The following is a 23,359-nucleotide window of genomic DNA, read 5'->3' as shown; positions in this document are numbered from 1 at the left end:
GCCTTTTATTGCACCCGGATCTGCAGGTCGCCGAGGCTGACCGTCTGGCCGCTGCGGATTTTCGCGGTCTTGCGCAGTTCCTGCTTGCCGTCGACCGACACCACGCCGCTGGCGACCATGTTCTTGCCGGCGCCGCCGCTGTCGACCAGGCCGACCAGCTTCAGCAGCTGGTTGAGCTCGACGAATTCCGATGTCAAATCGAACACTATTTTTTGCATTTTTTCCTCTGGGTGATATTAGTCGACCGGATCCGGGCGGGTCATGTCGATCGGCACGATCCACTGGTCGAACTGCTGCTCGGTGACGAAACCGGACTGCAGCGCAGCCTGGCGCAGGGTCAGGCCCTCGTGCGACGCCGTCTTGGCGATTTGCGCGGCGCGATCATACCCGATGTGCGGGGCCAGTGCGGTCACCAGCATCAGGGATTTTTCCATCAGCTCGGCGATGCGGGCATGGTTCGGCTCGATGCCCTGGGCGCAATGCTCGTCGAAGGAGCGCATGCCGTCGGCCAGCAGGCGGGCGCTCTGCAGGAAGTTGTGGGCGATCATGGGCTTGAACACGTTCAGCTCGAAATTGCCCTGGGAGCCGCCGACCGTGATCGCGACGTCGTTGCCGAACACCTGGCAGCACAGCATCGTCAGCGCCTCGCACTGGGTCGGATTGACCTTGCCCGGCATGATCGAGCTGCCCGGTTCGTTCTCGGGAATCGTGATTTCACCCAGGCCCGAGCGCGGCCCGGACGCCATCCAGCGCACGTCGTTGGCGATCTTCATCAGGGCCGTGGCCAGGGTCTTGAAGGCGCCATGGGCGGATACCATGGCGTCGTGTCCGGCCAGCGCCATGAACTTGTTCGGAGCGCTCTTGAAGCTCAGGCCGGTGCGCGAGCCGAGCTCGGCCGCAATGCGCGGCGCGAAATCCGGATGCGCGTTCAGCCCGGTACCCACCGCGGTGCCGCCGGCGGCCAGGGCCAGCAGGCCGGGCAGGGTGGAGCGGATCGCGCTTTCCGCGAACTCCAGCTGGGCGACGTAGCCCGAGAACTCCTGGCCCAGGGTCAGGGGCGTGGCGTCCTGCAGGTGGGTGCGGCCGATCTTGACGATGGATTCGAAGTCGCGCGACTTGCGCAGCAGGGTGCCGCGCAGCTGGGCGAGTGCCGGCAGCAGGTTCTGGGCCACGGCGATGGCGGCGGCCACGTGCATGGCGGTCGGGAAGATGTCGTTCGAGGACTGGCCCATGTTGACGTGGTCGTTCGGGTGCAGCAGGCGTTTTTCGCCGCGCTCGCCACCCATCAGCTCGGAGCCGCGGTTGGCCAGCACCTCGTTCATGTTCATGTTGCTCTGGGTGCCGGAACCGGTTTGCCAGACAGCCAGCGGGAATGCGTCCGGGTGACGGCCTTCGAGCACCTCGTCGGCGGCGCGGATGATGGCATCGGCCTTGTCCGCCGGGAGCTTGCCGAGCGAACGGTTGACCGCGGCGGCGGCGCGCTTGACCTGGGCCAGGGCCGCGACCAGTTCCGGCGCCATGCGCTCGCTCGAGATGTGGAAATGGTGGAGCGAACGCTGGGTCTGGGCGCCCCACAGCTGCTGTGCGGGGACCTCGATCGGGCCGAAACTGTCCTTTTCAATCCTGTTGTCCATGGCTGTCCTGTGAATGAATGCTGACTATGGCTAAAGAGTTTAGCCGATTGTCCGATATATACGCTCTGGCTTCATTTTCGGTTCCCGCTATGGCTTGCCGCCTTCCTCTGTTATTCACTTGCGCGCTGTTGGCCGGCGCTGTTTCGGCGGCCGAGCTCGGCGAGCCGCGCGTGAGCTCCTGGCTCGGCCAGCCGCTGGTGGCCGACATCGAGCTCACCATGCTGGAAGACGCCGCCACCCCGGTCGGGGTGCGCCTGGCGCACCCGAACGTCTACCGCGGCGCCAACATCGGCATGCCGGCGGTGCTGTCCACGCTCAGGATGTCGGTGATGCGGCGCGACGGGCGCCAGTTCTTGCACATCACCTCGCCCGGACCGGTGGAGTCGGAATACCTGCACCTCTACCTGGAATTGGCCGACGGTTCGCAGCGCAGCGTGCGGCTGGCGACCCTGTGGCTGACGCCGGATCCGAATCCTGCCCCGGCGCCGGCGCCGGCCCCGGTCCTGGCCAAGGCGGCCCAGCCCGAAGCGAAGCCGGCGCCGAAGCCGGAGCCTGCGCCAAAGCCGGTCCCGGCCAGGCCGAAGCCGGTTCCCGTGCTGCGCAAGGCCGCCGAACCCGTAGCGGTGAAACCCGTTCCGGCCCCGGCCGGCGCCGCCTGCGCGCCGCAGTCCCTGAAAGAGGTCGACGCCTGCGTCGCGCTGGGTGCGAAGAACGCCGCGCTGCACGAGCAGCTGGGCCAGATCGAGGACAAGCTGAAGGTACTGCAGGCAGCGGCGGGCACTGCGCCGGCCCCGGTCGTGCAGCCCGTGAAGGTGCACAAGCCGAAGAAGAAAAAGCCGGAACCGCCGCCGGAGCCGGGCACGCCCTGGCTGCTCGTGGGCGCCGGCGCCGGCGCGCTGGCGCTGCTCGCGGGACTGGTGCTCGTGCTGCGCCGCAGGAGGGCGGCGCAGCGCAAGGACAGTCCGCGCGTCGGCCTGGGAGCGCGCCTGAAAGCACGCCTGCAGCGTAAGCCGGCCCCGGCTGTGGCGGTCGAGCCGACCCTGGAGCGGGGCGCACACGAGTCGTCTACACAAGTCTGATTTTTCCGTTATACTGGTTTCGTGGTCGCGAGATCATGAACGGCACAGAGGCCTGGCGCAGCCACCACCGATAGCGTGGCGCGGAAAGCAGGCGGACGTTGAAGAAACGCCTGTGTCCGGAAGCAGTTCGCCTGCCAACTGCGGCAGCGGACGCCGGATGCAACCGGCAAGAGGCGACGCCAGGAGATACCTGGAGGTCGCTCTCCCCGATTCCGTGGCCGAGCCTTTCGCTCGGGCACATCGAAAAGCGCCTGCGGGCGCTTTTGTCATTTCAGGCGCCGGACAGGCTACAATCCACCTTGCATGAAAAACTGGATCAATCGCTTGTTGAGCACCCCGGAACCCCAGGCGACCACGCCCGAGGCCGACGTCGCACAGCCCGGTGCCGGCGATGGGGCCGATGCTGCGATCGACACCCTGTATTACCGCTGGCTGGCCGGACCGGCCCGCTTCGACGCGCCGCCGGACACCGAACGCCAGATCCTCGAGCAGGTGGGCATGCTGGCGCAGAATCCGGCCCTCGCGGCCGAGCTGGTGCCGCGCGTCCCGGAGCTGATCCCCAAGCTGCTGCGCAGCCTGCGCGACGACAGCGTCGGCACGGGCGAGCTGGCCGCGCAGGTGGCCGAAGACGTGGTGCTGGTGGCCGAAGTGCTGCGCGAGGCGAACAGCGCCTATTACCGGCCCGCCACCCCGATCAAGACCCTGGACGCGGCGATCATGCTGATCGGCCAGAATGGCCTGCGCATGCTGCTGGCGCGCGTCGCCTTCCGGCCACTGATCAAGCTGCACGAGGCGGGCTTCGCGCGCCGCGCCGCGCCGCTGGTGTGGAACCATTCCGAAAAATGCGCGGTGGCGGCCAGCCTGATGGCTTCCGCGCTGGCCGCCGACATCTTCGAATCCTGCCTGGCCGGGCTGATGCAGGACGTCGGGCTGGTGGTGGCCTTCCGGCTGGCCGACCGCGTCTGCCAGAACGGCAAGGTCCCGGGCTCCGAAGCCTTCGGGCTGGAACTGCTGGCGCGCAGCCGGCAGCTGTCGGCGGTGATCGCCAGGCACTGGGAGTTCCCGGACCAGGTCGCCGATGCGATCGCGCAGGCGGGCAGGGCGGACGGATCGAGCCTGGCGCAGGCGCTTGTCCAGGGCGACCGCATCGCCAAGCTGCGCCTGCTGATCGATGCCGGCCTGGTGGGCGAGGATGAGGCCCTCGTGACGGAAGGCTTGAACGGCTACCAGCGGCGCTGCCTGGGCAAGCTGAGCAAGCTGGACGAATGATCGTCCGCCAAGAAAACAGGCACCCGCAGGTGCCTTGATCTCGACAATTCTCGTTACATCAGTGTGCGCACAACGCGCGGTCCAGCTGGCCCATCCAGGGCTCGGTCACGTCGCGGATGGCGCGGTCATTGGCCATCAGCTGCTTGATCAGGTCGATCTTGCGCTGGCGCTTGGCGCCGTCCAGCGCCGGAACGCCGCCGATCGCGGCACCCGCGGCCACGCTGGCCTGCACGTTCAGCTTGTCGAAACCCGTCCAGTCGCCGGCTTCGGCGGCGCCCTTCATCTGGCCGGTGATGCCGGCGAGGTTTTCGTACATCGAGAGGACGTCGTTCGAGGTCATGTTAGCACCGAGACAAGTAACCTGGCCGGATTGCCGGGTATCTAAGGGCATTTACGGATGGGCTTTCGGGAACTTTAGGGTCTTTTGAAAAAAAATCTGAAATTTTTTCGATTGGATACAAATGTTGCCAGTCATGCATGTTCAAACTGGGTCGCATGACCCAGAATGCTTTCCGCCATTCCCCGGTTTCAGCAGTCTGGCCCCGATTTTTGCAGTCTGTCGCAATCCGGGAGCAGGCGGCGCCCGGCTTTCTTACAGTGCGTGCTGGGTTCCCACGCCGTGGTGCGCGGGAATCAACAAATAAAAACAGATTCGAGAGAGAGACTTATGAGAGACATGCCAGTCGCCCGGGCTGCCACGGCCGCAGCCGCGCTTGCGTTCGCGCTGAGCGCCGGGACCGCACAGGCCGAGGCGCCGTATTCTTTCGCGGCCACGCCGGGCAAGCTGCCAAAGGATGTGGTGCCGCTGCAGTACACGGCCCACGTCATGCCGGACGTCGCCGCGAACAGCTTCCGCGGCACCCAGACGGTCGAGATCGAAGTCTTGAAAGCGACCTCGACGATCATGCTGAACGCCGACAACCTGCAGATCGACGCCGTCAGCCTCAGCGGCAATGGACTCGCCGGCAAACTGAAACTCGAGCCCATCCTCGACAAGCAACAGCAAACCCTGCGCTTCAAGCTGGCCCAGCCGCTCGCGCCCGGTAAATACGAGCTGGCCATGGCTTTCCGCGGCCAGATCAACCGCGAAGGGCGCGGCCTGTTCTACGTGAACTACAAGGCCGGCGGCGCCGATAAAAAACTGATCGCCACCACGATGGCGCCGACCGACGCGCGCCGCATGCTCCCGACCTGGGACGAGCCGGCCTTCCGCGCCCGCTTCAAGCTGACCGTCGACGTGCCGGGCAACTTCAAGGCCTATTCCAACACCCCGGTCGAAAAGCGCGAAGAGCTCGGCGGCGGCATGCAGCGCCTCAGCTTCGGCACTACCCCGAAGATGCCGAGCTACCTGGTGGTGCTGGTGGCGGGCGAGCTCGAGCGCCTGTCCGCCAAACAGGACGGCGTGGACATCGGCATCGTCACCACCGAGGGCAAGCTCGGCTCGGCCACCTTCCCGCTGGCCGCCAGCCGCGACCTGCTGCGCTACTTCAATCACTACTTCGGCATCCGCTACCCGCTGCCCAAGCTGGACCAGATCGCGATCCCGGGCGGCTTCAACGGCGCCATGGAAAACTGGGGCGCGGTGGTCTACAACGAGCCGACCCTGCTGTACGACCCGAAGAAGAGCCCCGAACGGGTCAAGAAGTTCACCTTCAACATCAATGCCCACGAGATCGCCCACCAGTGGTTCGGCAACCTGGTGACCATGGCCTGGTGGGACAACCTGTGGCTGAACGAGGGCTTCGCCTCCTGGATGGCGGCCAAGGCCACCGACCACTTCCACCCGGAATGGCGCCCTTACCTGGAGGGCATGGCCGAGCGCGAATACGTGATGAACCTGGACGCGCGCAAGACCACCCACCCGATCCAGACCCCGATCGAGACCGAGGAACAGGCCGCCGCCGCCTTCGACGCCATCACCTACCTGAAGGGCCAGGCCTTCCTGCGCATGCTCGAGGCCTACCTGGGTGAAGACGCCTTCCGCAAGGGCATGCGCGCCTACATGGCCAGGCACCAGTATTCGAATACCACCTCGAGCGACCTGTGGGCGGCGCTGGAAAAGGCTTCCGGCAAGCCGGTCGAGAAGCTGGCGTCGGACTGGACCCTGCAGCCGGGCTTCCCCTTGATCAAGGTCGAGCAGGCCTGCGAGGACGGCAAGCGCAAGGTTACCTTGTCGCAGGAACAGTACCGCCTCGACGAGCCGCCCAAGCAGCAGCGCCTGTGGAATGTGCCGCTGCAGGTCGGCACCGTCAACGGCAGGGCCTGGTACACGCTGCTGTCCGGTCCGAGCGGCACGGTGACCCAGGCCAGCTGCGAGGGCACCCTGGTGGTCGATCCGCACAGCGTCGGCTACTTCCGTATTCAGTACGACCCGGCCAGCTTCCGTGCCCTCGCCGGGCAGGCGGCGCGCCTGCCGGACAGCACGCGCCTGAAGCTGCTGTCCGACACCTGGAGCTTCGCCTCGAACGGCCGCATGGGCCTGGACGGCTACCTGGACCTGGTGCGCAAGTACGGCGACGAGCCGCGCGTGGCGGTCTGGGATGCCATCCTGTCCAACCTGCGCACCCTCGACTCGCTGGCGCGCGGCGAACCGGAGCAAGCCCTGATCCGCCGCTTCCTGATCGGCTTCGTCCGCCCGAAGTTCGACAGGCTGGGCTGGGAAGAGAAGCCGGGCGAGACCGCCGAGGACACCCAGCTGCGCGGCATGCTGGCCACCGCGCTGGCGCGCGCCGGCGAACCGCAGGCGATCGCCGAGGGCAAGGCCCGGTTCGCGCGCTACCTCAAGGATCCGGAGTCGGTGAACCCGGGCATGATCGATTTCGTCATGAGCACCGCCGGCCGCTATGCCGACCAGGCGACCTACGACGCCCTGGCGGCGCGCACCGCGAACGCCCCGACCAGCGAGGAGCGCAACCGCTTCGGCCGCGCGCTCACCAGCGCCCAGGACCCGGCGCTGGCCGCGCGCACGCTGCAGGCGCTGCTGTCGCCCCAGACCCTGCCCGACCTGGTGCCCTACATCCTCGGCGGCGTCGCCGCCGAGCACCTCGACCAGACCTGGAACTTCGCCGTCGCCAACCGCGATGCCTTGCTCGCCAATATGGAAGCCCTGGGCCGCAACAGCATGTTCGCCGCCATCGTCGCCTCGTCCGCCAACCCGGCGCATGCGGACATGATGGAAGCCTATATGCGCAAGAACTTCGGCCCGGACGGCATTGTCGAAGCCGAACGCGTCGGGAATGGCGTGCGTATCCGCGCCGACCAGAAGGCACGCCTGTTACCGCAGGTCCGCGCCGCCCTGCAATGACAGACTCAGAATCTTTATCAAGAAGAAGGGAAGCTATGAAAACCAGCTGGACTCCGATCAAGACCGCGGTCACCCTGGCGCTGTGCGTCGCCGCATTCGGCTTTGCTCCCGCGTTTGCGGCCGGGCAGGGCGCCGGCGCCGGCGTGGCGGCAACGAAGCCCGCGGGCGCCGTCGTGCTGCCGGGCGACGATTTCTATGCCTACGCCAACGGCGAGTGGATGGCCAAGACCGAGATCCCGGCCGACCGCGGCTCCTGGGGTTCGATGTACGCGCTGGCCGAAGAGACCAATGCCCGCATCGTCAAGCTGATCGAAGAAGCGGCGTCGAACAAGTCCGCCAGCGCCGAAGCGCGCAAGGCGGCCGACTTCTACACCGCCTGGATGAACGAGGCGGCGATCGAGTCCGCCGGCCTGGCTTCGCTCAAGCCGCGCCTGGCGAAGATCGAAGCGATCAAGGACCGCGCCGCGCTCTCGCGCGTGCTGGGCGAATTCCTGCGCGCCGACGTCGACCCGCTGAACGCCACCAACTTCAACACCCCGAACCTGTTCGGCGTGTGGTTCAACCAGGGTTTGACCGATCCCTCGCGCAACGTCCCTTACCTGCTGCAGGGCGGCATCGGCCTGCCGGACCGCGCCTACTACCTCGACAACAGCCCGAAGATGGCTGAGCTGCGCAGCAAGTACCAGCAGTACATTGCCGCGATGCTCAAGCTGGCCGGCTATAACAACGTCGAGGCGCGCGCCACCAAAATCTTCGCGCTGGAATCGGAACTGGCCGAGAGCCACGCTTCGCGCGAAGAGTCGGCCGACATCCTGAAGGCCAACAATACCTGGACGATGAAGGACTTCGCCGCCAAGGCCCCGGGCATGGACTGGAAGGCCTTCATGCAGGGCGCGCGCCTCGGCGGCCAGGACCGCTTCATCGCCTACCATCCCGGTGCGCTCAAGGGCGCGGCCGAGCAGGTGGCGGCCACCGAGCTGGCGACCTGGAAGGATTACCTGGCCTTCCACAGCCTGAACCAGTTCGCCAGCACCCTGCCGAAGGCCTACGCGGACCTGCGCTTCGAGTTCTACGGCAAGGGCCTGACCGGCTCGCCGCAGCAGTCGCCGCGCTGGAAGCGGGCGCTGTCGGCCACCAATTCCGCGATGGACGATGCGGTCGGCAAGATGTACGTCGCCAAATACTTCCCGGCCGAGGACAAGGCGCGCATCCAGAAGATGGTCGCCGACATCAAGACCGCCTTCGAGCGCCGCATCGACAAGCTCGACTGGATGGCGCCGTCGACCCGCGCCCAGGCCAAGGAAAAAGTGCGCACCATGTACGTGGGCGTCGGCTATCCGGATGCCTGGAAGTCGTACGCGGGCCTGCAGGTCTCGCCGACGGACGCGCTCGGCAACGTGATGCGCGCCCAGGAATTCCACTACGCCCAGCAGCTCGCCAAGCTCAAGCAGAAGCCGTCGAAGACCGAATGGCATATGCCGCCGCAGCTGGTGAATGCCGTCAACCTGCCGCTGCAGAACGCCCTGAACTTCCCGGCCGCGATCCTGCAGCCGCCGTTCTATGACCCGAAGGCGTCGGATGCGCACAACTACGGCGCGATCGGCTCGGTGATCGGCCACGAGATCAGCCACAGCTTCGACGACATGGGCGCCCAGTTCGACGCCCAGGGCCGCCTGCGCGACTGGTGGACCAAGGAAGACCTGGCCCATTTCAAGAAGGCCTCGCAGAAGCTGGTGGAACAGTACAACGCCTACAAGCCTTTCGAGGACCTGGCCCTCAATGGCCAGCTGACGCTGAGCGAGAACCTGTCCGACCTGGCCGGCCTGGCCGCCGCCTACGACGCCTTCAAGGTCTCGCCGAAGGGCAAGGGCAGCGGCGTGGACGCCGACCGCGAGTTCTTCTCCGGCTTCGCGCAGAGCTGGCGCACCAAGATGCGCGAGGCCTCGATGCGCCGCGTGGTGCTGACCGACGGCCACTCGCCGGGCCAGTACCGCACCTACACCGTGCGCAACCTGGACGCCTGGTACAAGGCCTTCGACGTGCAGCCGGGGCAGAAGCTGTACCTGGCGCCGGAGGAGCGCGTGCGCGTCTGGTAACAGGACAGGGGGGAGCGGGCCGGCAGGGCTCGCTCCCCTCCGCCGCGCTTGCGCCATAATGGGAGCATGAACGCCGACGACATCTCCCACCGCACCCTGGCTCATTACGAGCACAACGCCGAGGCCTTCTTCGCCGGCACCATCGACCACGACGTCAGCCAGAACATCGACGCCTTGCTCGGCGCCATCGAGGCCGCGGCGCCCTGGACCATCCTCGACCTCGGCTGCGGCCCCGGCCGCGACCTCAAGACTTTCACCAAACTCGGCCACAAGGCCATCGGTCTCGACGGCGGCGCCCGCTTCGCCGAGATGGCGCGCGCCTACAGCGGCTGCGAAGTCTGGCAGCAAGACTTCTTGCACCTCGCGCTACCGCCGGCCATGTTCGACGGCATCTTTGCCAATGCCTCGCTGTTCCACGTACCCAGCGCCGAGCTTCCCGGCGTGCTGTCCCGGCTCTTCGATACCTTGAAGCCCGGCGGCGTCCTGTTCAGCTCCAATCCGCGCGGCGACAACCGCGAAGGCTGGAACGGCCCGCGCTACGGCAGCTACCACGATTACCCGGCCTGGGAGCGCTACCTGACGACGGCCGGCTTTGCTCCACTGCATCACTACTACCGTCCGCCCGGCATACCGCGCGAACAGCAGCCCTGGCTGGCCAGCGTCTGGCGCAAGCCCAAGGGTTAGTTGGCGAACAGAGCGACCCGTTAATCGCGCCTATGGTGGGACCTCGCTTCACAAACACAAGAGGTGACTGAAATGAACAAGGACCAAATCAAGGGCAAGGCCAAGAATGTCGGCGGCAAGATCCAGGAGAAAGTCGGCGAAGCCGTCGGCAACCGCCAGGCCCAGCGTGAGGGCGTTTCCAATCAAGCCGAAGGCAAGGTGCAGGAGAAGGTCGGCGACGTGAAGGACATCGTCAAGGGCAATCGCTAAGCTTTTTTTGCCATAAGGTCAAAGCCGCGCATTGCGCGGCTTTGTCGTATTCAGCTTCGCCCGTGTGCCGGCCGGTCGCCCAGCACATCTTCGACGTAGAGCATCTTGACCAGCACCGCCAGCCCGGCCGCCAGCGGCGTCGCCAGCGCCACGCCGGCAAAGCCGAACAGAGTGCCGAAAATCAATTGCATCACGACGACCAGCGCCGGCGGCAGGTCCACCGCCCGCGCTTCGATCAAGGGTTGCAGCACATAGCCTTCGACCAGCTGGATGCCGACGAACAGCAGCACGGTGTACAGGGCCAGGTCCGGACTGATCGACAGCGCCAGCAGCACCGCCGGCACGCCGGCCATGATCGGGCCAAGGTAGGGGATGAAGTCGAGCAGGCCGGCGATGATGCCCAGGATCAGCGCCAGCGGCACGCCCAGCATGCTCAGACCGATCGAGGTGGCGACGCCGACGATCAGCATCGACGCGGCCTTGCCCAGCAGCCAACTTGCCAGGGTATGCCCGAGTTCCTGCTGCACTTCGCGCGCGCGCGGGCGCTTGCTTTGCGGAACCAGGCGGATGGCACCATTGGTATAGAGCTGAGGCGAGGCGGCAAAGTAGATGCCGACAAAGATGATGATGATCACATTGCCGATGGCGCCCAGCACACCGCCGAAGAACAGCCCGGCGTTCGGCACCATATTGCCCATCTGCTTGACGATCTGCTCGGGTGGCGGCATTTCGGAAGCGATGCGCTTGAGCAAGGGGTGCTGTTGAACCTCGCCCTGCAGCCGCTCGACGGCGGCCGGGATTTCCTTGGCCAGCTTGCTGGACTGCTCGGCAATCTGCGGCGCCATGGCCCAGCCGCCGAGGCCGATGATGGCGGCCAGCAAGAGCACGACGATGCCCAGCGCGAGCTTGCGCTTCATGTGGAAGCGGCGCGCCAGGATCTCGCTCAGCTTGTAGAGCAGGATGGCGCACAGGATGCAGGCGAAGACCAGCAGCAGGGCGTCGGCGGCCAGGACGATGGCCGCCGCCAGCGCCACGAAGAGGATGGCGAGGCCGTTGATCAGGCTGACGCGCTTGGCGAGGCGGCGCTGGGCTTGTGGCGGGTCGGAAGCATGTTCTTGATCTTGTTCGGTCATGGCAATTCCCCGGTGGGCGGCGCGGCCGCGTTGACAAAAGATTAGCATTCACCGCGGCAAAACGTCGCGCGCCAGCTATTGTCGTGCTGTGTGCGTACCCGAACAGAGGTGGCGGAAGGGGAAGCGTAATCTGTGTTTCATGCATGGCCATCCGGACATGTTTTCTTAAAGGAGAAGACCATGAACAAGGACCAAGTCAAAGGCACGCTCAAGGACATCGGCGGCAAGATTCAGGAAGAATTTGGCGACGCGATCGACAGCCCGGAGCAGGAAGCCAAGGGCCTGAAGAACCAGGTAGAAGGCAAGACCCAGAAGAAGCTGGGTGACGTGCGCGAAGCACTGGATGATGCAACTGACGCGAACCTGAATCGTCGTCCGCACTGATCGCACAGCGTGCAAATGGAACAGCCGCCCGAGGGCGGCTGTTTGCTTTGGTGAAACCAGCGCTTACTTCGCCGCCGTCCCGCCCAGGTTCTTCTTGAAGAAGGCCTCGATCATCCCATACACGTGACGCTGGTTGACCTTGCCCGAAATGCCGTGCTTGGCGCCCGGATAGGTCATCAGTTCGAACTGCACGTTGCGCTTCACCAGCTCGTCGATCAGGCGGGTGGTGTTGGTGAACAGCACGTTGTCGTCAGCCATGCCGTGGATCAGCAGCAGCGGCGACTTCATGCCGTCCAGGTGGGCGAACACGCCGCTGCGCTTGTAGGCTTCCGGATCCGACTTCGGCGTGCCGCCGACGTAGCGCTCGGTGTAGTGGGTGTCGTACAGCGCCCAGTCGGTCACCGGCGCCACCGACACCCCCATCGCGATCTTGTCCGACGCTGCCGCCAGCAGGCGCAGGGTCATGTAGCCGCCATAGCTCCAGCCGAACACGCCGATGCGCTTCGGATCGACGAAGCTCTGCTGTGCCAGCCAGTCGACGCCGGCCACCTGGTCTTCCACTTCGACCTTGCCGAGGTTGTTGTAGAGGGCGTCGGTGAAGGCGCGCTCGCGGCGGCCCGAGCCGCGGTTATCCAGGCGGAACACCACGAAGCCCTGCTGCGCCATGTACTGGTCAAAATAATTGCCCCAGGCGCGGGTCACGCGCTGCGAGTGCGGGCCGCCGTAGGTGAACAGGAATACCGGATAGCGCTTCTTCGGATCGAAGTTGGCGGGCTTGATGATCGAGTAATGCAGGGTCTGGCCATCCTTGGCCTTCATCGTGCCGTACTCGGTCGGCAGGTGGTCGGCGATGTGCTTGGCGTAGGGGTGGTTCGCGTTCAGCTCGTTCTTCTCGAGCCATTCCACCATCGAACCGTCGGCGCGGCGGATCGACACCTGCGGCGGGGTGGTCGGGTTCGAGTAGGTGTCGACGAAGATCTTGCCGTTGTTTGCGAAGGCAGCCTCATGCCAGCCGTCGCCGGCGGTGATGCGGTCCGGCTTGCCGGCATTGCTGCCGTCCAGCTTCAGCGCATAGGTCTGCTTGTCGATCATGGCGTCCTTGCCCGACGAGATATAGACCTTGCCGCCGGCCTCGTCGACCGCCAGGATATTGTCCACGCCCCATTCGCCTTTCGACAGCGGGTACTGCAGCTTGCCGTCCAGGCCGTACACGTAGAGGTGCTTGCGGCCGCTGCGCTCGGAAGCCCAGATGAAGGCCTTCTTGCTCTTCAGGAAGCGCAGGTCGTTGTGGATCTCGACCCAGGTCTTCGAGGTTTCGCTGAGCACCGGGCGCTGGGCCAGGGTGTCGACGTCCACGGCCACCAGGTCGAGGCGCTTCTGGTCGCGCGTCTGGCGCTGGTAGACCAGGGTCTTGGCGTCGGCGCTGAAGTCGGCGCGCACCAGGTAAATGTCCTTCTCGGCACCGAGGTCGACCTTGCGCTGCTGGCCGGTGGCCGGGTTGACGATCATCAGCTCGATCAGCACGTTCGGATCGCCGGCGGCAGGGTAGTGCTGGTCGATCACTTCGGTGCGGTCGGCGAAGATCTCGAAGCGGCGCGCCACCGGCACCGGCTTTTCGTCATAGCGGCGGTAGGCGATCGCGGAGTCGTCCGGCGCCCAGTAGTAGCCGGTGTGCTGGTCCATCTCTTCCTGCGCGACGAATTCCGCCTCGCCGTTGTGGATGGTGCCCTTGCCGTCAGTGGTCAGCTGGCGCTCGGCGCCGGTCTGCAGGTCGATCACGACCAGGTTCTGGTCGCGTACGAAGGACACGTAGCGGCCCTTCGGCGAAATCTTCGGATCGGTGACATTGCCCGAGGCGACCTTGCGCGGTGCGTCAGGCTTGGCGGCGTCGACCAGGAACAGGTCGCCGCCGATCGGCACCAGCAGCTGCTTGCCGTCCGGCGACCAGTAATAAGTGATGATGCCCGACAGGCCGGCGGTACGGGCACGCTCGCGGCGCGCCTTTTCCTCGAGCGACAGCTCTTCGTTCGGCACCAGGCGCTTGGAATCGACCAGGCGCTGGGTGCTCTTGGTCTTCATGTTGTATTCCCACAGGTCCTGCTGGTACTGGTTGTCGGCACGGCCGCGCAGGAAGGTCACGCGTTCGCCGTCCGGCGATACGCGCAGGGTCTTCACGCTGGCGCCGGCCAGGGCCGGATCGCCGTAGATACGGTCCAGCGTCAGGCGTTCGGCCGAAGCGGGAGCGGCCGCGAGAGCGGCCATAAGGAGCAGGAGAGGGCGCATGTAATGTCTCTGGTGTAAGTTAATTTGCGACAACGGCGGAACGATACCAGAGTCGGCCCTGAAAAGCTGTAATTACGCGGCAGCGCGGATGCGCTGGCGTGCCAGCTTCTCGAAGGACCAGGTCAGCAGCACCGCCGCCACCGTCAGGGCCACGACCAGGCCGATCCAGAAGCCGGTGGTCGACATCGGCGCGGCTGGCGTCCACGGGAACCACTGCGGCGCCAGTCCCAGGATGCAGCCGAGCGGCAGCGAGACGCCCCAGAAGGCCACCAGCTGGATGATCATCGGCGGGCGCGTCACCTGGTAACCGCGGATCGCCGAGGCGGTCGCCACCTGGGTGGCATCGGACAGCTGGAACAGCGCCGCGAACAGCAGCAGGTGGGCGCAGGCGGCCTGCACCGCCGGATCGGAGGTGTAGGCGGCCGCGATCTCCCAGCGGAAGACGGCGATGAACAGCGCCGACAGCGCCCCGAACACGACCGACATGCCGACGCCGACCCAGCCGACGAAGCGGGCGCGTTCCGGGTTGCCTTCGCCCATGGCCTGGCCGACCCGGGTCATCATGCCGATCGAGAAGCTGAGCGGCACCATGAACACCAGCGAAGCGAAATTCAGCGCGACCTGGTGCGAGGAGACCGCCACCACGCCGAAGCGCGCCACCAGCAGGCTGATCAGGCCAAAGGCGCTGACCTCGGCGAAATATGTGACGCCGATCGGCAGGCCGAGGCGCAACATCGTGCCGATCTCTTTCCAGTCCGGCCCTTCCCAGCCGGTGAAGGGATAGGTCAGACGGTAGGCCGGCGAATACTTGATCCAGAAAATCATGGCGCCCAGCATCAGCCACATGCCGATCGCGGTCGACACCGCGCAGCCGACCGCGCCCAGCTGGGGGAAGCCCCAGTTGCCGTACACCAGCAACCAGTTCGACAGCACATTGAACAGCAGCCCGAGAATGGCGATCCACATGATCGGCTTGGTCTGGTTGATGCTGGTGGTATAGCCATACAGGGCGCGGTAGCAGGCGAAGGCCGGCATGCCGACGCTGATCACGTGCAGGAACAGCGCGGCGCGGTCGGCCACGTGCTGGTCCAGCCCGACGTGATCGAACAGCAGGGTGCACAGGTTGGCGAACAGCATGGCGACCAGGCCCACCAGCAGGCCCTTCCACAGCGACTGGCGCACCGAGTGCGGGATCTGGTCGTAGCGCGCGGCGCCGATCTCGTGGGCGACGACAGTATTGATCGCCATCATCGTGCCCATCACGGTGACCAGCACGATCGACCACACCGAGGTGCCGAGCGACACCGCGGCCAGTTCCTCGGCGCTGACGTGGCCGGTCATGGCGACGTCGGCCACGCCCATGCCCACGGTGGCCAGCTGGCCGACCAGCATCGGCCAGGACAGGCGCCACAACGTGGCGATCTCGGTGCGCACGGGCGAAGCGGTGCCGGAAGGGGCGGAAACGGTGGCGGTCATGGCGGGCTGTGGCAGTGCTCAAAAGCCCTCCATTTTACTGACGAAGCGGCAAGTCCGCCGCATATTGACTAGTCACAAAGTCACCTGAGCAAAACTGCACGACCTTTAATGCTTGCGAGAGGAGAGCGCGATGGAAGAGCTGTTGCCTTACTACGAGCGTGAACTGGTCTACCTCAACACGGTGGGGCGCGAGCTGGCGCACCAGTATCCGCGCCTGGCGAGCGAACTGGGCCTTGGCGCCGAAGGCCTCGAGGACCCGCACATCCGCCGCCTGATCCAGGCCTGCGCGCTGCTGAATGCGCGCACGGCGCGCAAGCTCGACGACGACTACCCGGAATTCACCGAAGCCCTGCTCGGCAGCCTCTATCCCTATTTTCTGGAGGGTATTCCCTCCTGCTCGATCGCCCGCATCGGCAGCGAAACCGGCGCGCAGGCGACGGGCAAGCTCGAGCGGGTAGAGACGGTGCCGCGCGGCACCGAGATGAGCGCGCTGCACGGCAAGGGCACGGTCTGCCGCTTCCGCACCGCCAGCCCCCTGGCCCTGGCGCCGGTCGGTGTCGCCCGCGCGCGCTACGAACCGGTGGTGCATGCGCCGGCGCACGTGCGCCTGCCGGCGCGCGCGACCGGGCAGATGGCGATCACGATCGACAGCGCAGCGCCGGTGCGCCTGCTGCGCCAGCTCGGGATGCCGTGCCTGCGCCTCTACGTCGATGCCGACCCGCTGCTGGCGGCGGCCCTGATCGACACCCTGTTCATGCGGATCGGCGCCAGCTACCTGGAGATCGGCGACGGCGGCCCGTGGCGCCAGCTCGAGCGCATGCCGCTGGCCCTGGGCGGCTTCGGCGACGAGGATGCGCTGGTGCCGCTGCGCCCGAGCGAGCATGGCGCCTACCGGCTGCTGAGCGAGTACTTCGCCTTCCCCGAAAAATTCCACTTCATCGACATCGATCTGGGCAAGCTGGCGCCGATGCTGCCGGCGGCGGCGCACCGCTTTACCCTGCACCTGATCGTGAACGGCCTGCACGGCGACAGCGGGGCCGCACGCCTGCTGGGCACCCTGGGCGCCTCGCACCTGCTGCCCGGCTGCGTGCCGGTGGTCAACCTGTTCCACCAGGCCGCCATGCCGGTGCGGATCACCCACCGCACCGCCATGTACGACGTGCTGCCGGGCCGGCATGAGGAAGACGTCGAGGTCTACAGCATCGACCGGGTCGATGTGCTGCGCACGGCCGAGGGCAGGGTGCAGTCGATCGCCTACCGGCCGTATTACGGACTGCGCCATGGCGAAGGCGGCGAGCTGCGCGAGCGCTACTGGTTCGCGCGCCGCGACGACCGCGGCGTGCACCGCCAGCGCATGAAGATCGGCTTCACGGATGCCGGTTTTTCGCTGGCGCCGGACGAGCAGTGCGTGGCCTCGATCGACCTGACCTGCACCAACGGCGCGCATGCGGCCAGCACCGGCTTCGGCGCACCGGGCGGCGACCTGAGCAGCGAAACCACCACCGGCGGCCTGCCGATCCACCTGCTGCGCCGGCCGACGCTGCCGCACCGCTTTCCTTCCTCCGGCGGCGCGCACTGGCGGCTGGTGGCCCAGCTCGCGCTCAACCATCGCTCGCTGGGCGACCTCGACGCCTTCCGCGAAGTCCTGACCCTGTACGACGTGTCGCGCTCGGCGGCGACCCAGCGCCAGATCGCCGGCATCACCGCGATGGAGACGCTGCCGTCCACGGCCTGGATGCGCAACGGGATCGGCGCCACGCTGGTGCACGGCCTTGAGCTGCGCATGACCGTGGACGAGGAGGCGTTCGCGGGGAGCAGCCTGGTCGTGTTCGCGGAAGTGGTGAACCGCTTCTTCGGCCTCTACGTGCACGTCAACAGCTTCACGCGGCTGGTGCTGCGCTCGGCGCAGACCGACCGGGAACTCCTGCGCTGCGAGCCGCGCAACGGCCAGCTGACGCTGGTGTGAAGGCGTGATCGACCACCTCCTGGCCGAGCCCTGGCGCTACGAGCTGTTCCAGGCCATCCGCCTGCTGTCGCGCTGGCTGCGCCGCTGCGGCCTGGAGCCGGAATCCGCGATCCGCTTCGAGAACAGCCTGTCGCTGGCCTTCCCGGCGAGCGACATCGATGCGCTGCAGCTGGAGCAGGACCCTGGAGGCGACGGCGGCATGCGCCTGCGGGTGCGCACGGCGGTGATGGGCCTGCTCGGCGTGAACGGCGCGCTGCCCCTGCATTACACGGAGCGCATCGCCGCCTGGGAACACGCGACGCGCGACGAAGGGCCGCGCGCCTTCTACGATGCCTTCTCCAGCCGCCAGCTGGCGCTGTTCTACCGGGCCTGGCGCAAGTACCGGGTGCGCGGCGGCCCGGATGAACACAAGCGCGACCGCTTCCTTGCCCAGCTCGCCGCGCTGGGCGGGGCGGGGTGGCAAACTCCGGCGCAGGGGCAGCTTGAGGCCGGCCTCGCTTTCGAGAGCCTGGCCTATTTTGCAGCCCAACTGCGCAGCCGGGTGGTGCCGGCCGGCCTGATCGCGGGCGTGCTCGGCGAATACCTGCAGGTGCCGGTGGCGGTCGAGCAGTTCGCCGGCCGCTGGGACGCGCTCGGCCACGGCGACCGCAGCCGGCTGGGCGAGAACAACTGCGACATCGGCCGCGGCGCGACCCTGGGCGAGCGCCTGCCGCGGCCGGAACTCGGCATCCGCATCCGCGTGGGGCCGGTATCGGCCCGGATATTCGAGCGCTTCCTGCCGGGAGCGCGCGGCGCGCGCGCGCTGGCGGCGCTGCTGGACCGCTTCGCGATCGAAGTGCCGCACCGCGAGCTGCAGGTGATCCTGCGTGGCGACGAGGTCGACGGGGCCAGCCTGGACGGCAGCATCCGGCTCGGGCTGGATGGTTTCCTGTGCACCCGCCCGGACCGGCGCGACCGGGACGACGTCTGCTACCTGCTCGCCTAGTCCTTCATCCGCGCGACGCCTGCAGGATGGGCGTCCTACAATCGTTCCCGAGAACCGGATGAACCAGACAGGAGGGCATATGGGCGAAGAAGCCAATCTCGTGAGCGAACAGGACGTGCAGGGCAAGCGCGTGGCGGTCTTGATGACCGATGGCGTCGAACAGGTCGAATACACCGGGCCGCGCAGTTTCCTGGAGGGGAAGGGCGTGCGCGTGACCCTCGTGTCCCCCAAGGGCGCGGGCGAGGAAGTGCAGGGCATGAACCACGACCAGCCCGGGGACAAGTTCAAGGTGGAACTGAGCCTGTCGCAGGCGAAGGAAGCCGACTTCGATGCGCTGCTGCTGCCGGGCGGCGAGGAAAATCCGAGAAAGCTGCGCCAGATTCCGGAAGCCATCGCCTTCATCAAGGCCTTCGATGATGCCGACAAGCCGATCGCGGCGATCTGCCACGGACCGTGGCCGCTGATCGAGGCGGGCATTGCCGAGTCGAAGCACCTGACCAGCTACCCGGCGATCCAGGACGACCTGAAGGCCGCGGGCGCGGAGTGGACCGATGACGAGGTGGTGGTGGACGGCAAGCTGATCACGAGCCGCAAGCCCGACGACATTCCGGCCTTCAACGACGCGCTGATGAAGGAGTTGATGGTGATCCAGCAGGCGGGGGCGGATCCGGGGCCGACCTCCTAAAACGGCAGCAGCATGGCCGGGCGGCGGCTGGCGCCGTGCGCCAGCGTCGGGTAGGTCCGGGCCGGCGGCAGCGCCCGCAGCCGGTACACGACCGCCAGGTTCGCCTGCGGCGCCAGCACCGGTACCAGGCGCGTGGCCGGACCGCTCATGAGCGCCGCCACCCCGGGCCCGTGCCCGGCCACCGTGCTGTCGCCATGCACGACGATGCCGATCGTGATCCAGCCGGGCTGGTAGCTGGGGCCGAAGCGCCCGTCGCCGTCCACGATGGCGACCAGGTCGCCGAAGCGCAGGCTTCCGAGGCGGAAGCGGCGCACGGTGTCCGGGTCGGACAGCTGGATGTCGCAGTCGCCGCGCCAGCCGGTGTTCTTGCCCAGTCCCGAGCCCATCAGCGTCGCCGGCACCAGGTGCGTGACCGGCACGCGCAGCGCGCCGCCCCGTTCGTCGAGGCCCCAGCGGCGCAGCAGTCCGGGCGCGCAGTTGAGCACCGTGATGTCCGGGTAATCCAGCAGGCGCAGGCCCAGCCCGATGCTGTAGATCTGGATGCGGTCGCCGATGCACAGGCGGCGCAGCACGCCGGGGACGAAGTCGACCAGCACGTCGTTGATGCCGCCGTGCTTGCCGGTGACGCGGCCGAGCTTGCCGATGCAGGGGCCGCTGATCACGCGCGCCACATTGCCGACGCAGGCGTATTGCACCATGGCCGCATTGGGGCCGTCGCGCGGGCCGACCACCTCGCGCCCGTTGTTGTGGAGCGAGACGCCGGGTTCGACGTGGTCGGCGGCCAGCCCCACGCAACGGTCGCCGATACGCTGGTTGAGGGCGATGCCGCCGGTGCCCGGCAGCACCCGTGGAATGCCGTCATAGCCGATGCGGTAGGGATTCTCCCGGCCGATCGGGTGCGACACCTGCCCGGACACGCTGACCATGACCAGGTCGGGCAGGTTGATGCGCGGTCCGCCCCGCCAGTCGGGGGCGGGCGCCGCCAGCGGCGATCTCATGCCGTCAGACCGCCATCGCCGGCACCCCGATCGTGCGCCGCAAGGTCGGGGTCACGCCCTGGAAGCCGCGTCCCTCGGGCGTGGTCCGGTAGGCGGCGATCCAGGCCTCGGCATGGGCGCCCATCGGCCGCACCACCGACTGGAACAGGATCGGATCGGTGGCCGTCTTGAAGTCGTTGTCGGCGATGAACTGCAGGATGCGGCGCCCGCTTTCCGCCATCTTGGCGCGCTGCGAGGGTTCCGCGATGCCGCCGAGATAGCGCTGCGACACCGCCTCGATCACGTCCCACTTGCTGTTGGCGTCGAAGGACTTCTTGATGTCCGGCGTATCCAGCACCGCCAGCACGGTGCGCAGGTAGTGCCCGGTTTCCATGGCGAGCGAAAAGATGTTGCCGTAGGTACTGCGGTCGAGCGCATAGCGCAGGTCGAGCCCGAGGCGCTGCACCGTGGCGACGCTGCCGAAGGGCCGCTGGTCGATCAGCTGGCCGCCCCGGATCACTTCGCCGATCATCAGGTCGCGGAAGTACTGGGCCAGGGCCACCATGAAGCCGACCAGCTGCCGGTGGAAGCCGCGGTTGACGACGGCACCCGCCGGGGCCGGATAGCTGCCGTAGTTGAAGGCGCGGCGGTAGGCCAGCATGCGGTCGCGCGCCTTGTAGCGCAGCGGCTGCCATTTCTCGAGCAGGTAGAGCCCGCGTGCTCCCGGCCCGCGCTGGATGCGCATTTTGCCCATATGGAACAGGCGCAGCAGCACGTCGACGACCTGGAACACCTTCATCCGTTCGTGCTGGTAAATGAAGTAGAGTCCGGCCGCGGCATGCAACTGGGCCGGCACGGAGGTGTCGTCGAAGTCGGCCTGGATATGGGGGTAGGCGACGCTGTCGAAGTCCAGCGGGCCCTTGCCGCCGAATCCGACCATGTCGAGGAAGGCGTCGCCCGAACCGCTGCCGTCGGCCGCTTTGCCGACCAGCTCGCCAAAGCGGTCTTCGAACTGCTGCTCGAATTGCTGGCGCTGTTCGGGCGGCAGCGATCCCAGCTGGTCCTGCAGGAAGGTGTCCCACAGGCGCTGGATGGTTTCGGTTGTCTTGAACGTCATGGCCTGCTCCTGTGCTGTTTATTCCTTCTTCGACCGGCCGGCTGCCGCTGGCGGTTTGGGAACCGGGCCCGCGTCTTCCGGCATGCCGCCCAGCTGGGGCGGCGTTTCGCCGCCGGGGGCCGGGGCCGGGGGAGGATGGTCGTCGCCGAGCCTGCTGAGGTAGCCCAGGTTGACTGCCCAGTGGTTCGGCATCCGCACTTCCTCGCTGGTGTGGGCGTCCGGGTCGATCCCCAGCACCATGTCCGCCACCCTCGAGACCAGGCGCACGAAGCTGCGCGATCCCACCAGCGCGTCCAGGTTGCGGCGCGTGCCGGCCCCCATCGCCATGGTCCTCACCACGTCGATCCACTTGGCATCGAAATCGCTCTGCGCGAACAGTTCGCCATGCAGCAGCATCCTGGTGTCGGGGTCGGACAGGTCGATCCGCGAGCCCGCTTCCCAACTGCCGGCAGGCGCGGGCTGGCCTGCTGCGGCGCCGTCTTCCGTCGGCCGCGGATAGAGCAGCTCGAGGGTCTGGTCGAAATAGCCGGTGCCGGCGTTGAAGTCGCCCAGGCACAATGCGAAATACGAGCGCGTTCCCTGGTCGTCCGGCACGTCGTCGGCGAACACGCTGCGGGTGGCCTGGGCCAGCTTGCCCAGCATGCTGCCGGCGGGGACGCCGTCCCGCGAGGCCAGGTAGGTCAGGATGCCCACCGGGAAGCCGTAGGCGGCCGCGCGGATCTCGGCATTGCCGAGGTCCCGGGTGCCCATCGCATACAGGTCGATGGCCCGGTCGATCGCGAAGATCAGGTAATCGATGGCGATCTTGGCCCGCGCCGCCTCGGGATGGTATTCGATGGGCAGGAAGGCATCGGCGTCGTCGGCGATCGCGCCGCGCAGTTCCGTCAGCCGCAGCAGGCGCCGGTCGGCGCTCGCCAGCCCGGTATTCCCGTACAGGCCGTACAGCAGGACCGGCGGCCGCGCAATGCCGAGCAGGCGGAAGCCGCCCGATCCTTCGAAGGCATCCGCGAACAGCAGCAGGGCTTCGAGGAAGGCGCCCAGCGCGGGCAGGGGCGGGTCGCCGTTCCCCATCCGGTTCGCCACGGTGACCAGGCGCCGGAAGCGCGACAGGTCCATGAAGGCGGTCGCCCCCAGCGAGCGCAGGCCGCGCACCGAGCCGTCGGCGCCGAGCTGGATCAGGCGGTCCATCACGCGCGCCAGCTCGCTCTCGACCAGCAGCGCGCGCAGGTCTTCGTGCTTGTCTTCCTCGAGCTTGCGGTACAGCTCATGGTAGGCCTTGAGGCCGTAGGCGTACTCGCTTTGGCCGTAGGATTCCTGGGCAGCCCCGCTCAGGTTGCGCAGCGCGTAGAGCACCGCGGCGCGCCGGCTTTGCAGTTCGCTGTAGGGCGCGCGCAGCAGGTAGCGGCCGCCGTTGAAGCCGACGTTGCCGAGGGCTTCGCCCATCAGCACCAGCAGCACGCTGGCTACCTCGTCCAGGCTCTGGGCGAGCTTGCGGTACAGCTGGCCGACCGAGGGCGTGAGGGTGCCGATCAGGCGCGCCAGGCGCGCGTATTCGCCGAGCTGGCGGCGCACCGCCAGGGCCTGGTCGCGCTGGTAGGGGTCGAGCGACAGGCCGGCCGCGGCGATCCCTTGCCCGATGTGGGCACGCAGGGCCTCGGCCCAGGCCTCCAGCTCCGGCGAGATGTCCTTCAGGAGGTTATTCGTCAGCAGCTCCTGGAAATCGCGCTCGACGTCCGCCGTGGCCTGCTGCAGTTCGATGCTGGACGAGGCGGAGCGTCCGTCCGGCGCCGGCTGCGGCGCCGCGGCGGGCAGGGAGGGCAGGCCGAGTGCTTCCTGGGCCATGGCGCGGGCCCGCGGATCGCTCTGGTAGCGGTTCATCAGCGCATCGGCGATCTGGCGCGGATCGTTGGGATCGCCGACCTTCAGTTCACGGCGGATCAGGTTGTCCAGCGCGATGCGCTGGGCGCCGCCGGGTAGGGCGCCGGCCTGCTGCGGTAAAGATGGATTGGTCATGGTTGCCTCGTGTGGGGTGGTCATC

The 23,359-nt window shown here is 67.1% G+C and carries 19 protein-coding genes; 10 read left to right on the top strand and 9 right to left on the bottom strand.

Annotated features, from left to right (window positions below; translation table 11 throughout):
- Positions 1-5: 5 nt before the first annotated feature.
- Together AC56LK_RS17795 and fumC are read right to left on the bottom strand one after the other, a co-directional pair.
- The gene (locus tag AC56LK_RS17795) at positions 6-218 is read right to left on the bottom strand and encodes an RNA-binding S4 domain-containing protein (protein WP_497185817.1); all 213 of its coding nucleotides are present in this window, start codon (positions 216-218) and stop codon (positions 6-8) included.
- An 18-nt stretch (positions 219-236) separates the two neighbouring features.
- Positions 237-1,634 carry a class II fumarate hydratase gene (gene fumC / locus AC56LK_RS17790; protein WP_497185816.1) on the bottom strand — a complete coding sequence of 466 codons (1,398 nt, stop codon included), beginning with the start codon at positions 1,632-1,634 and terminating at the stop codon, positions 237-239.
- A gap of 17 nt (positions 1,635-1,651) precedes the next feature.
- Here fumC and AC56LK_RS17785 point away from each other — a divergent pair, with 17 nt between their 5' ends.
- On the top strand, positions 1,652-2,713 hold the full coding sequence (locus AC56LK_RS17785) for a type IV pilus assembly protein FimV (RefSeq protein ID WP_497185815.1): 1,062 nt from the start codon (positions 1,652-1,654) through the stop codon (positions 2,711-2,713).
- A 303-nt stretch (positions 2,714-3,016) separates the two neighbouring features.
- Positions 3,017-3,982 carry an HDOD domain-containing protein gene (locus AC56LK_RS17780; RefSeq protein ID WP_497185814.1) on the top strand — a complete coding sequence of 322 codons (966 nt, stop codon included), beginning with the start codon at positions 3,017-3,019 and terminating at the stop codon, positions 3,980-3,982.
- 58 nt (positions 3,983-4,040) lie between these two features.
- On the opposite strand, the gene AC56LK_RS17775 is transcribed toward AC56LK_RS17780, so the two are convergent.
- On the bottom strand, positions 4,041-4,322 hold the full coding sequence (locus AC56LK_RS17775; protein ID WP_497185813.1) for a flagellar protein FliT: 282 nt from the start codon (positions 4,320-4,322) through the stop codon (positions 4,041-4,043).
- A 327-nt stretch (positions 4,323-4,649) separates the two neighbouring features.
- Here AC56LK_RS17775 and AC56LK_RS17770 point away from each other — a divergent pair, with 327 nt between their 5' ends.
- From AC56LK_RS17770 to AC56LK_RS17755, 4 genes are all read left to right on the top strand, one after another.
- Complete coding sequence (locus AC56LK_RS17770; RefSeq protein WP_497185812.1) at positions 4,650-7,286, top strand: M1 family metallopeptidase; 2,637 nt, start codon at positions 4,650-4,652, stop codon at positions 7,284-7,286.
- Positions 7,287-7,321: 35 nt separating this feature from the next.
- Entirely contained in the window at positions 7,322-9,382 is a 2,061-nt protein-coding gene (locus tag AC56LK_RS17765; RefSeq protein WP_497185811.1) for a M13 family metallopeptidase, read from the top strand.
- A 66-nt stretch (positions 9,383-9,448) separates the two neighbouring features.
- Positions 9,449-10,066, top strand: coding sequence for a class I SAM-dependent methyltransferase (locus tag AC56LK_RS17760; protein ID WP_497185810.1), 618 nt, complete (start codon positions 9,449-9,451; stop codon positions 10,064-10,066).
- A 72-nt stretch (positions 10,067-10,138) separates the two neighbouring features.
- Positions 10,139-10,315 carry a CsbD family protein gene (locus tag AC56LK_RS17755; RefSeq protein ID WP_497185809.1) on the top strand — a complete coding sequence of 59 codons (177 nt, stop codon included), beginning with the start codon at positions 10,139-10,141 and terminating at the stop codon, positions 10,313-10,315.
- A gap of 50 nt (positions 10,316-10,365) precedes the next feature.
- Here AC56LK_RS17755 and AC56LK_RS17750 read toward each other — a convergent pair whose 3' ends face one another.
- Positions 10,366-11,448: an AI-2E family transporter gene (locus tag AC56LK_RS17750; protein ID WP_497185808.1), complete on the bottom strand. Its 1,083-nt coding sequence runs from the start codon at positions 11,446-11,448 to the stop codon at positions 10,366-10,368.
- Between the two features lie 180 nt (positions 11,449-11,628).
- Here AC56LK_RS17750 and AC56LK_RS17745 point away from each other — a divergent pair, with 180 nt between their 5' ends.
- Positions 11,629-11,832, top strand: coding sequence for a CsbD family protein (locus AC56LK_RS17745; RefSeq protein ID WP_497185807.1), 204 nt, complete (start codon positions 11,629-11,631; stop codon positions 11,830-11,832).
- Positions 11,833-11,895: 63 nt separating this feature from the next.
- On the opposite strand, the gene AC56LK_RS17740 is transcribed toward AC56LK_RS17745, so the two are convergent.
- Positions 11,896-14,115, bottom strand: coding sequence for a S9 family peptidase (locus AC56LK_RS17740; RefSeq protein ID WP_497185806.1), 2,220 nt, complete (start codon positions 14,113-14,115; stop codon positions 11,896-11,898).
- 72 nt (positions 14,116-14,187) lie between these two features.
- Positions 14,188-15,591, bottom strand: a complete 1,404-nt coding sequence (locus AC56LK_RS17735; protein WP_497185805.1) for an MATE family efflux transporter — start codon at positions 15,589-15,591, stop codon at positions 14,188-14,190.
- Between the two features lie 130 nt (positions 15,592-15,721).
- Here AC56LK_RS17735 and tssF point away from each other — a divergent pair, with 130 nt between their 5' ends.
- The 3 genes from tssF to AC56LK_RS17720 are packed head-to-tail and all read left to right on the top strand — an operon-like array spanning position 15,722 to position 19,227.
- Positions 15,722-17,557, top strand: a complete 1,836-nt coding sequence (tssF, locus tag AC56LK_RS17730) for a type VI secretion system baseplate subunit TssF (RefSeq protein ID WP_497185804.1) — start codon at positions 15,722-15,724, stop codon at positions 17,555-17,557.
- A 4-nt stretch (positions 17,558-17,561) separates the two neighbouring features.
- A complete protein-coding gene (gene tssG, locus AC56LK_RS17725) occupies positions 17,562-18,542 on the top strand; it encodes a type VI secretion system baseplate subunit TssG (protein WP_497185803.1) in 981 nt (326 codons plus the stop codon).
- Positions 18,543-18,600: 58 nt separating this feature from the next.
- A complete protein-coding gene (locus tag AC56LK_RS17720) occupies positions 18,601-19,227 on the top strand; it encodes a type 1 glutamine amidotransferase domain-containing protein (protein WP_497185802.1) in 627 nt (208 codons plus the stop codon).
- On the opposite strand, the gene AC56LK_RS17715 is transcribed toward AC56LK_RS17720, so the two are convergent.
- From AC56LK_RS17715 to AC56LK_RS17705, 3 genes are read right to left on the bottom strand one after another with little or no spacing between them, the layout of a single operon-like run.
- The gene (locus AC56LK_RS17715) at positions 19,224-20,225 is read right to left on the bottom strand and encodes a DUF4438 domain-containing protein (protein ID WP_497185801.1); all 1,002 of its coding nucleotides are present in this window, start codon (positions 20,223-20,225) and stop codon (positions 19,224-19,226) included. The genes AC56LK_RS17720 and AC56LK_RS17715 overlap by 4 nt on opposite strands.
- Before the next feature lie 4 nt (positions 20,226-20,229).
- Positions 20,230-21,321 carry a hypothetical protein gene (locus AC56LK_RS17710; protein ID WP_497185800.1) on the bottom strand — a complete coding sequence of 364 codons (1,092 nt, stop codon included), beginning with the start codon at positions 21,319-21,321 and terminating at the stop codon, positions 20,230-20,232.
- A gap of 18 nt (positions 21,322-21,339) precedes the next feature.
- Positions 21,340-23,334, bottom strand: a complete 1,995-nt coding sequence (locus AC56LK_RS17705) for a hypothetical protein (RefSeq protein ID WP_497185799.1) — start codon at positions 23,332-23,334, stop codon at positions 21,340-21,342.
- Positions 23,335-23,359 lie beyond the last annotated feature (25 nt).

Source organism: Telluria sp. ZB4P36 (assembly GCF_059685865.1).
The sequence above is the reverse complement of the archived record's forward strand: the minus strand, read 5'-3'. Positions and strand labels throughout refer to the sequence as shown.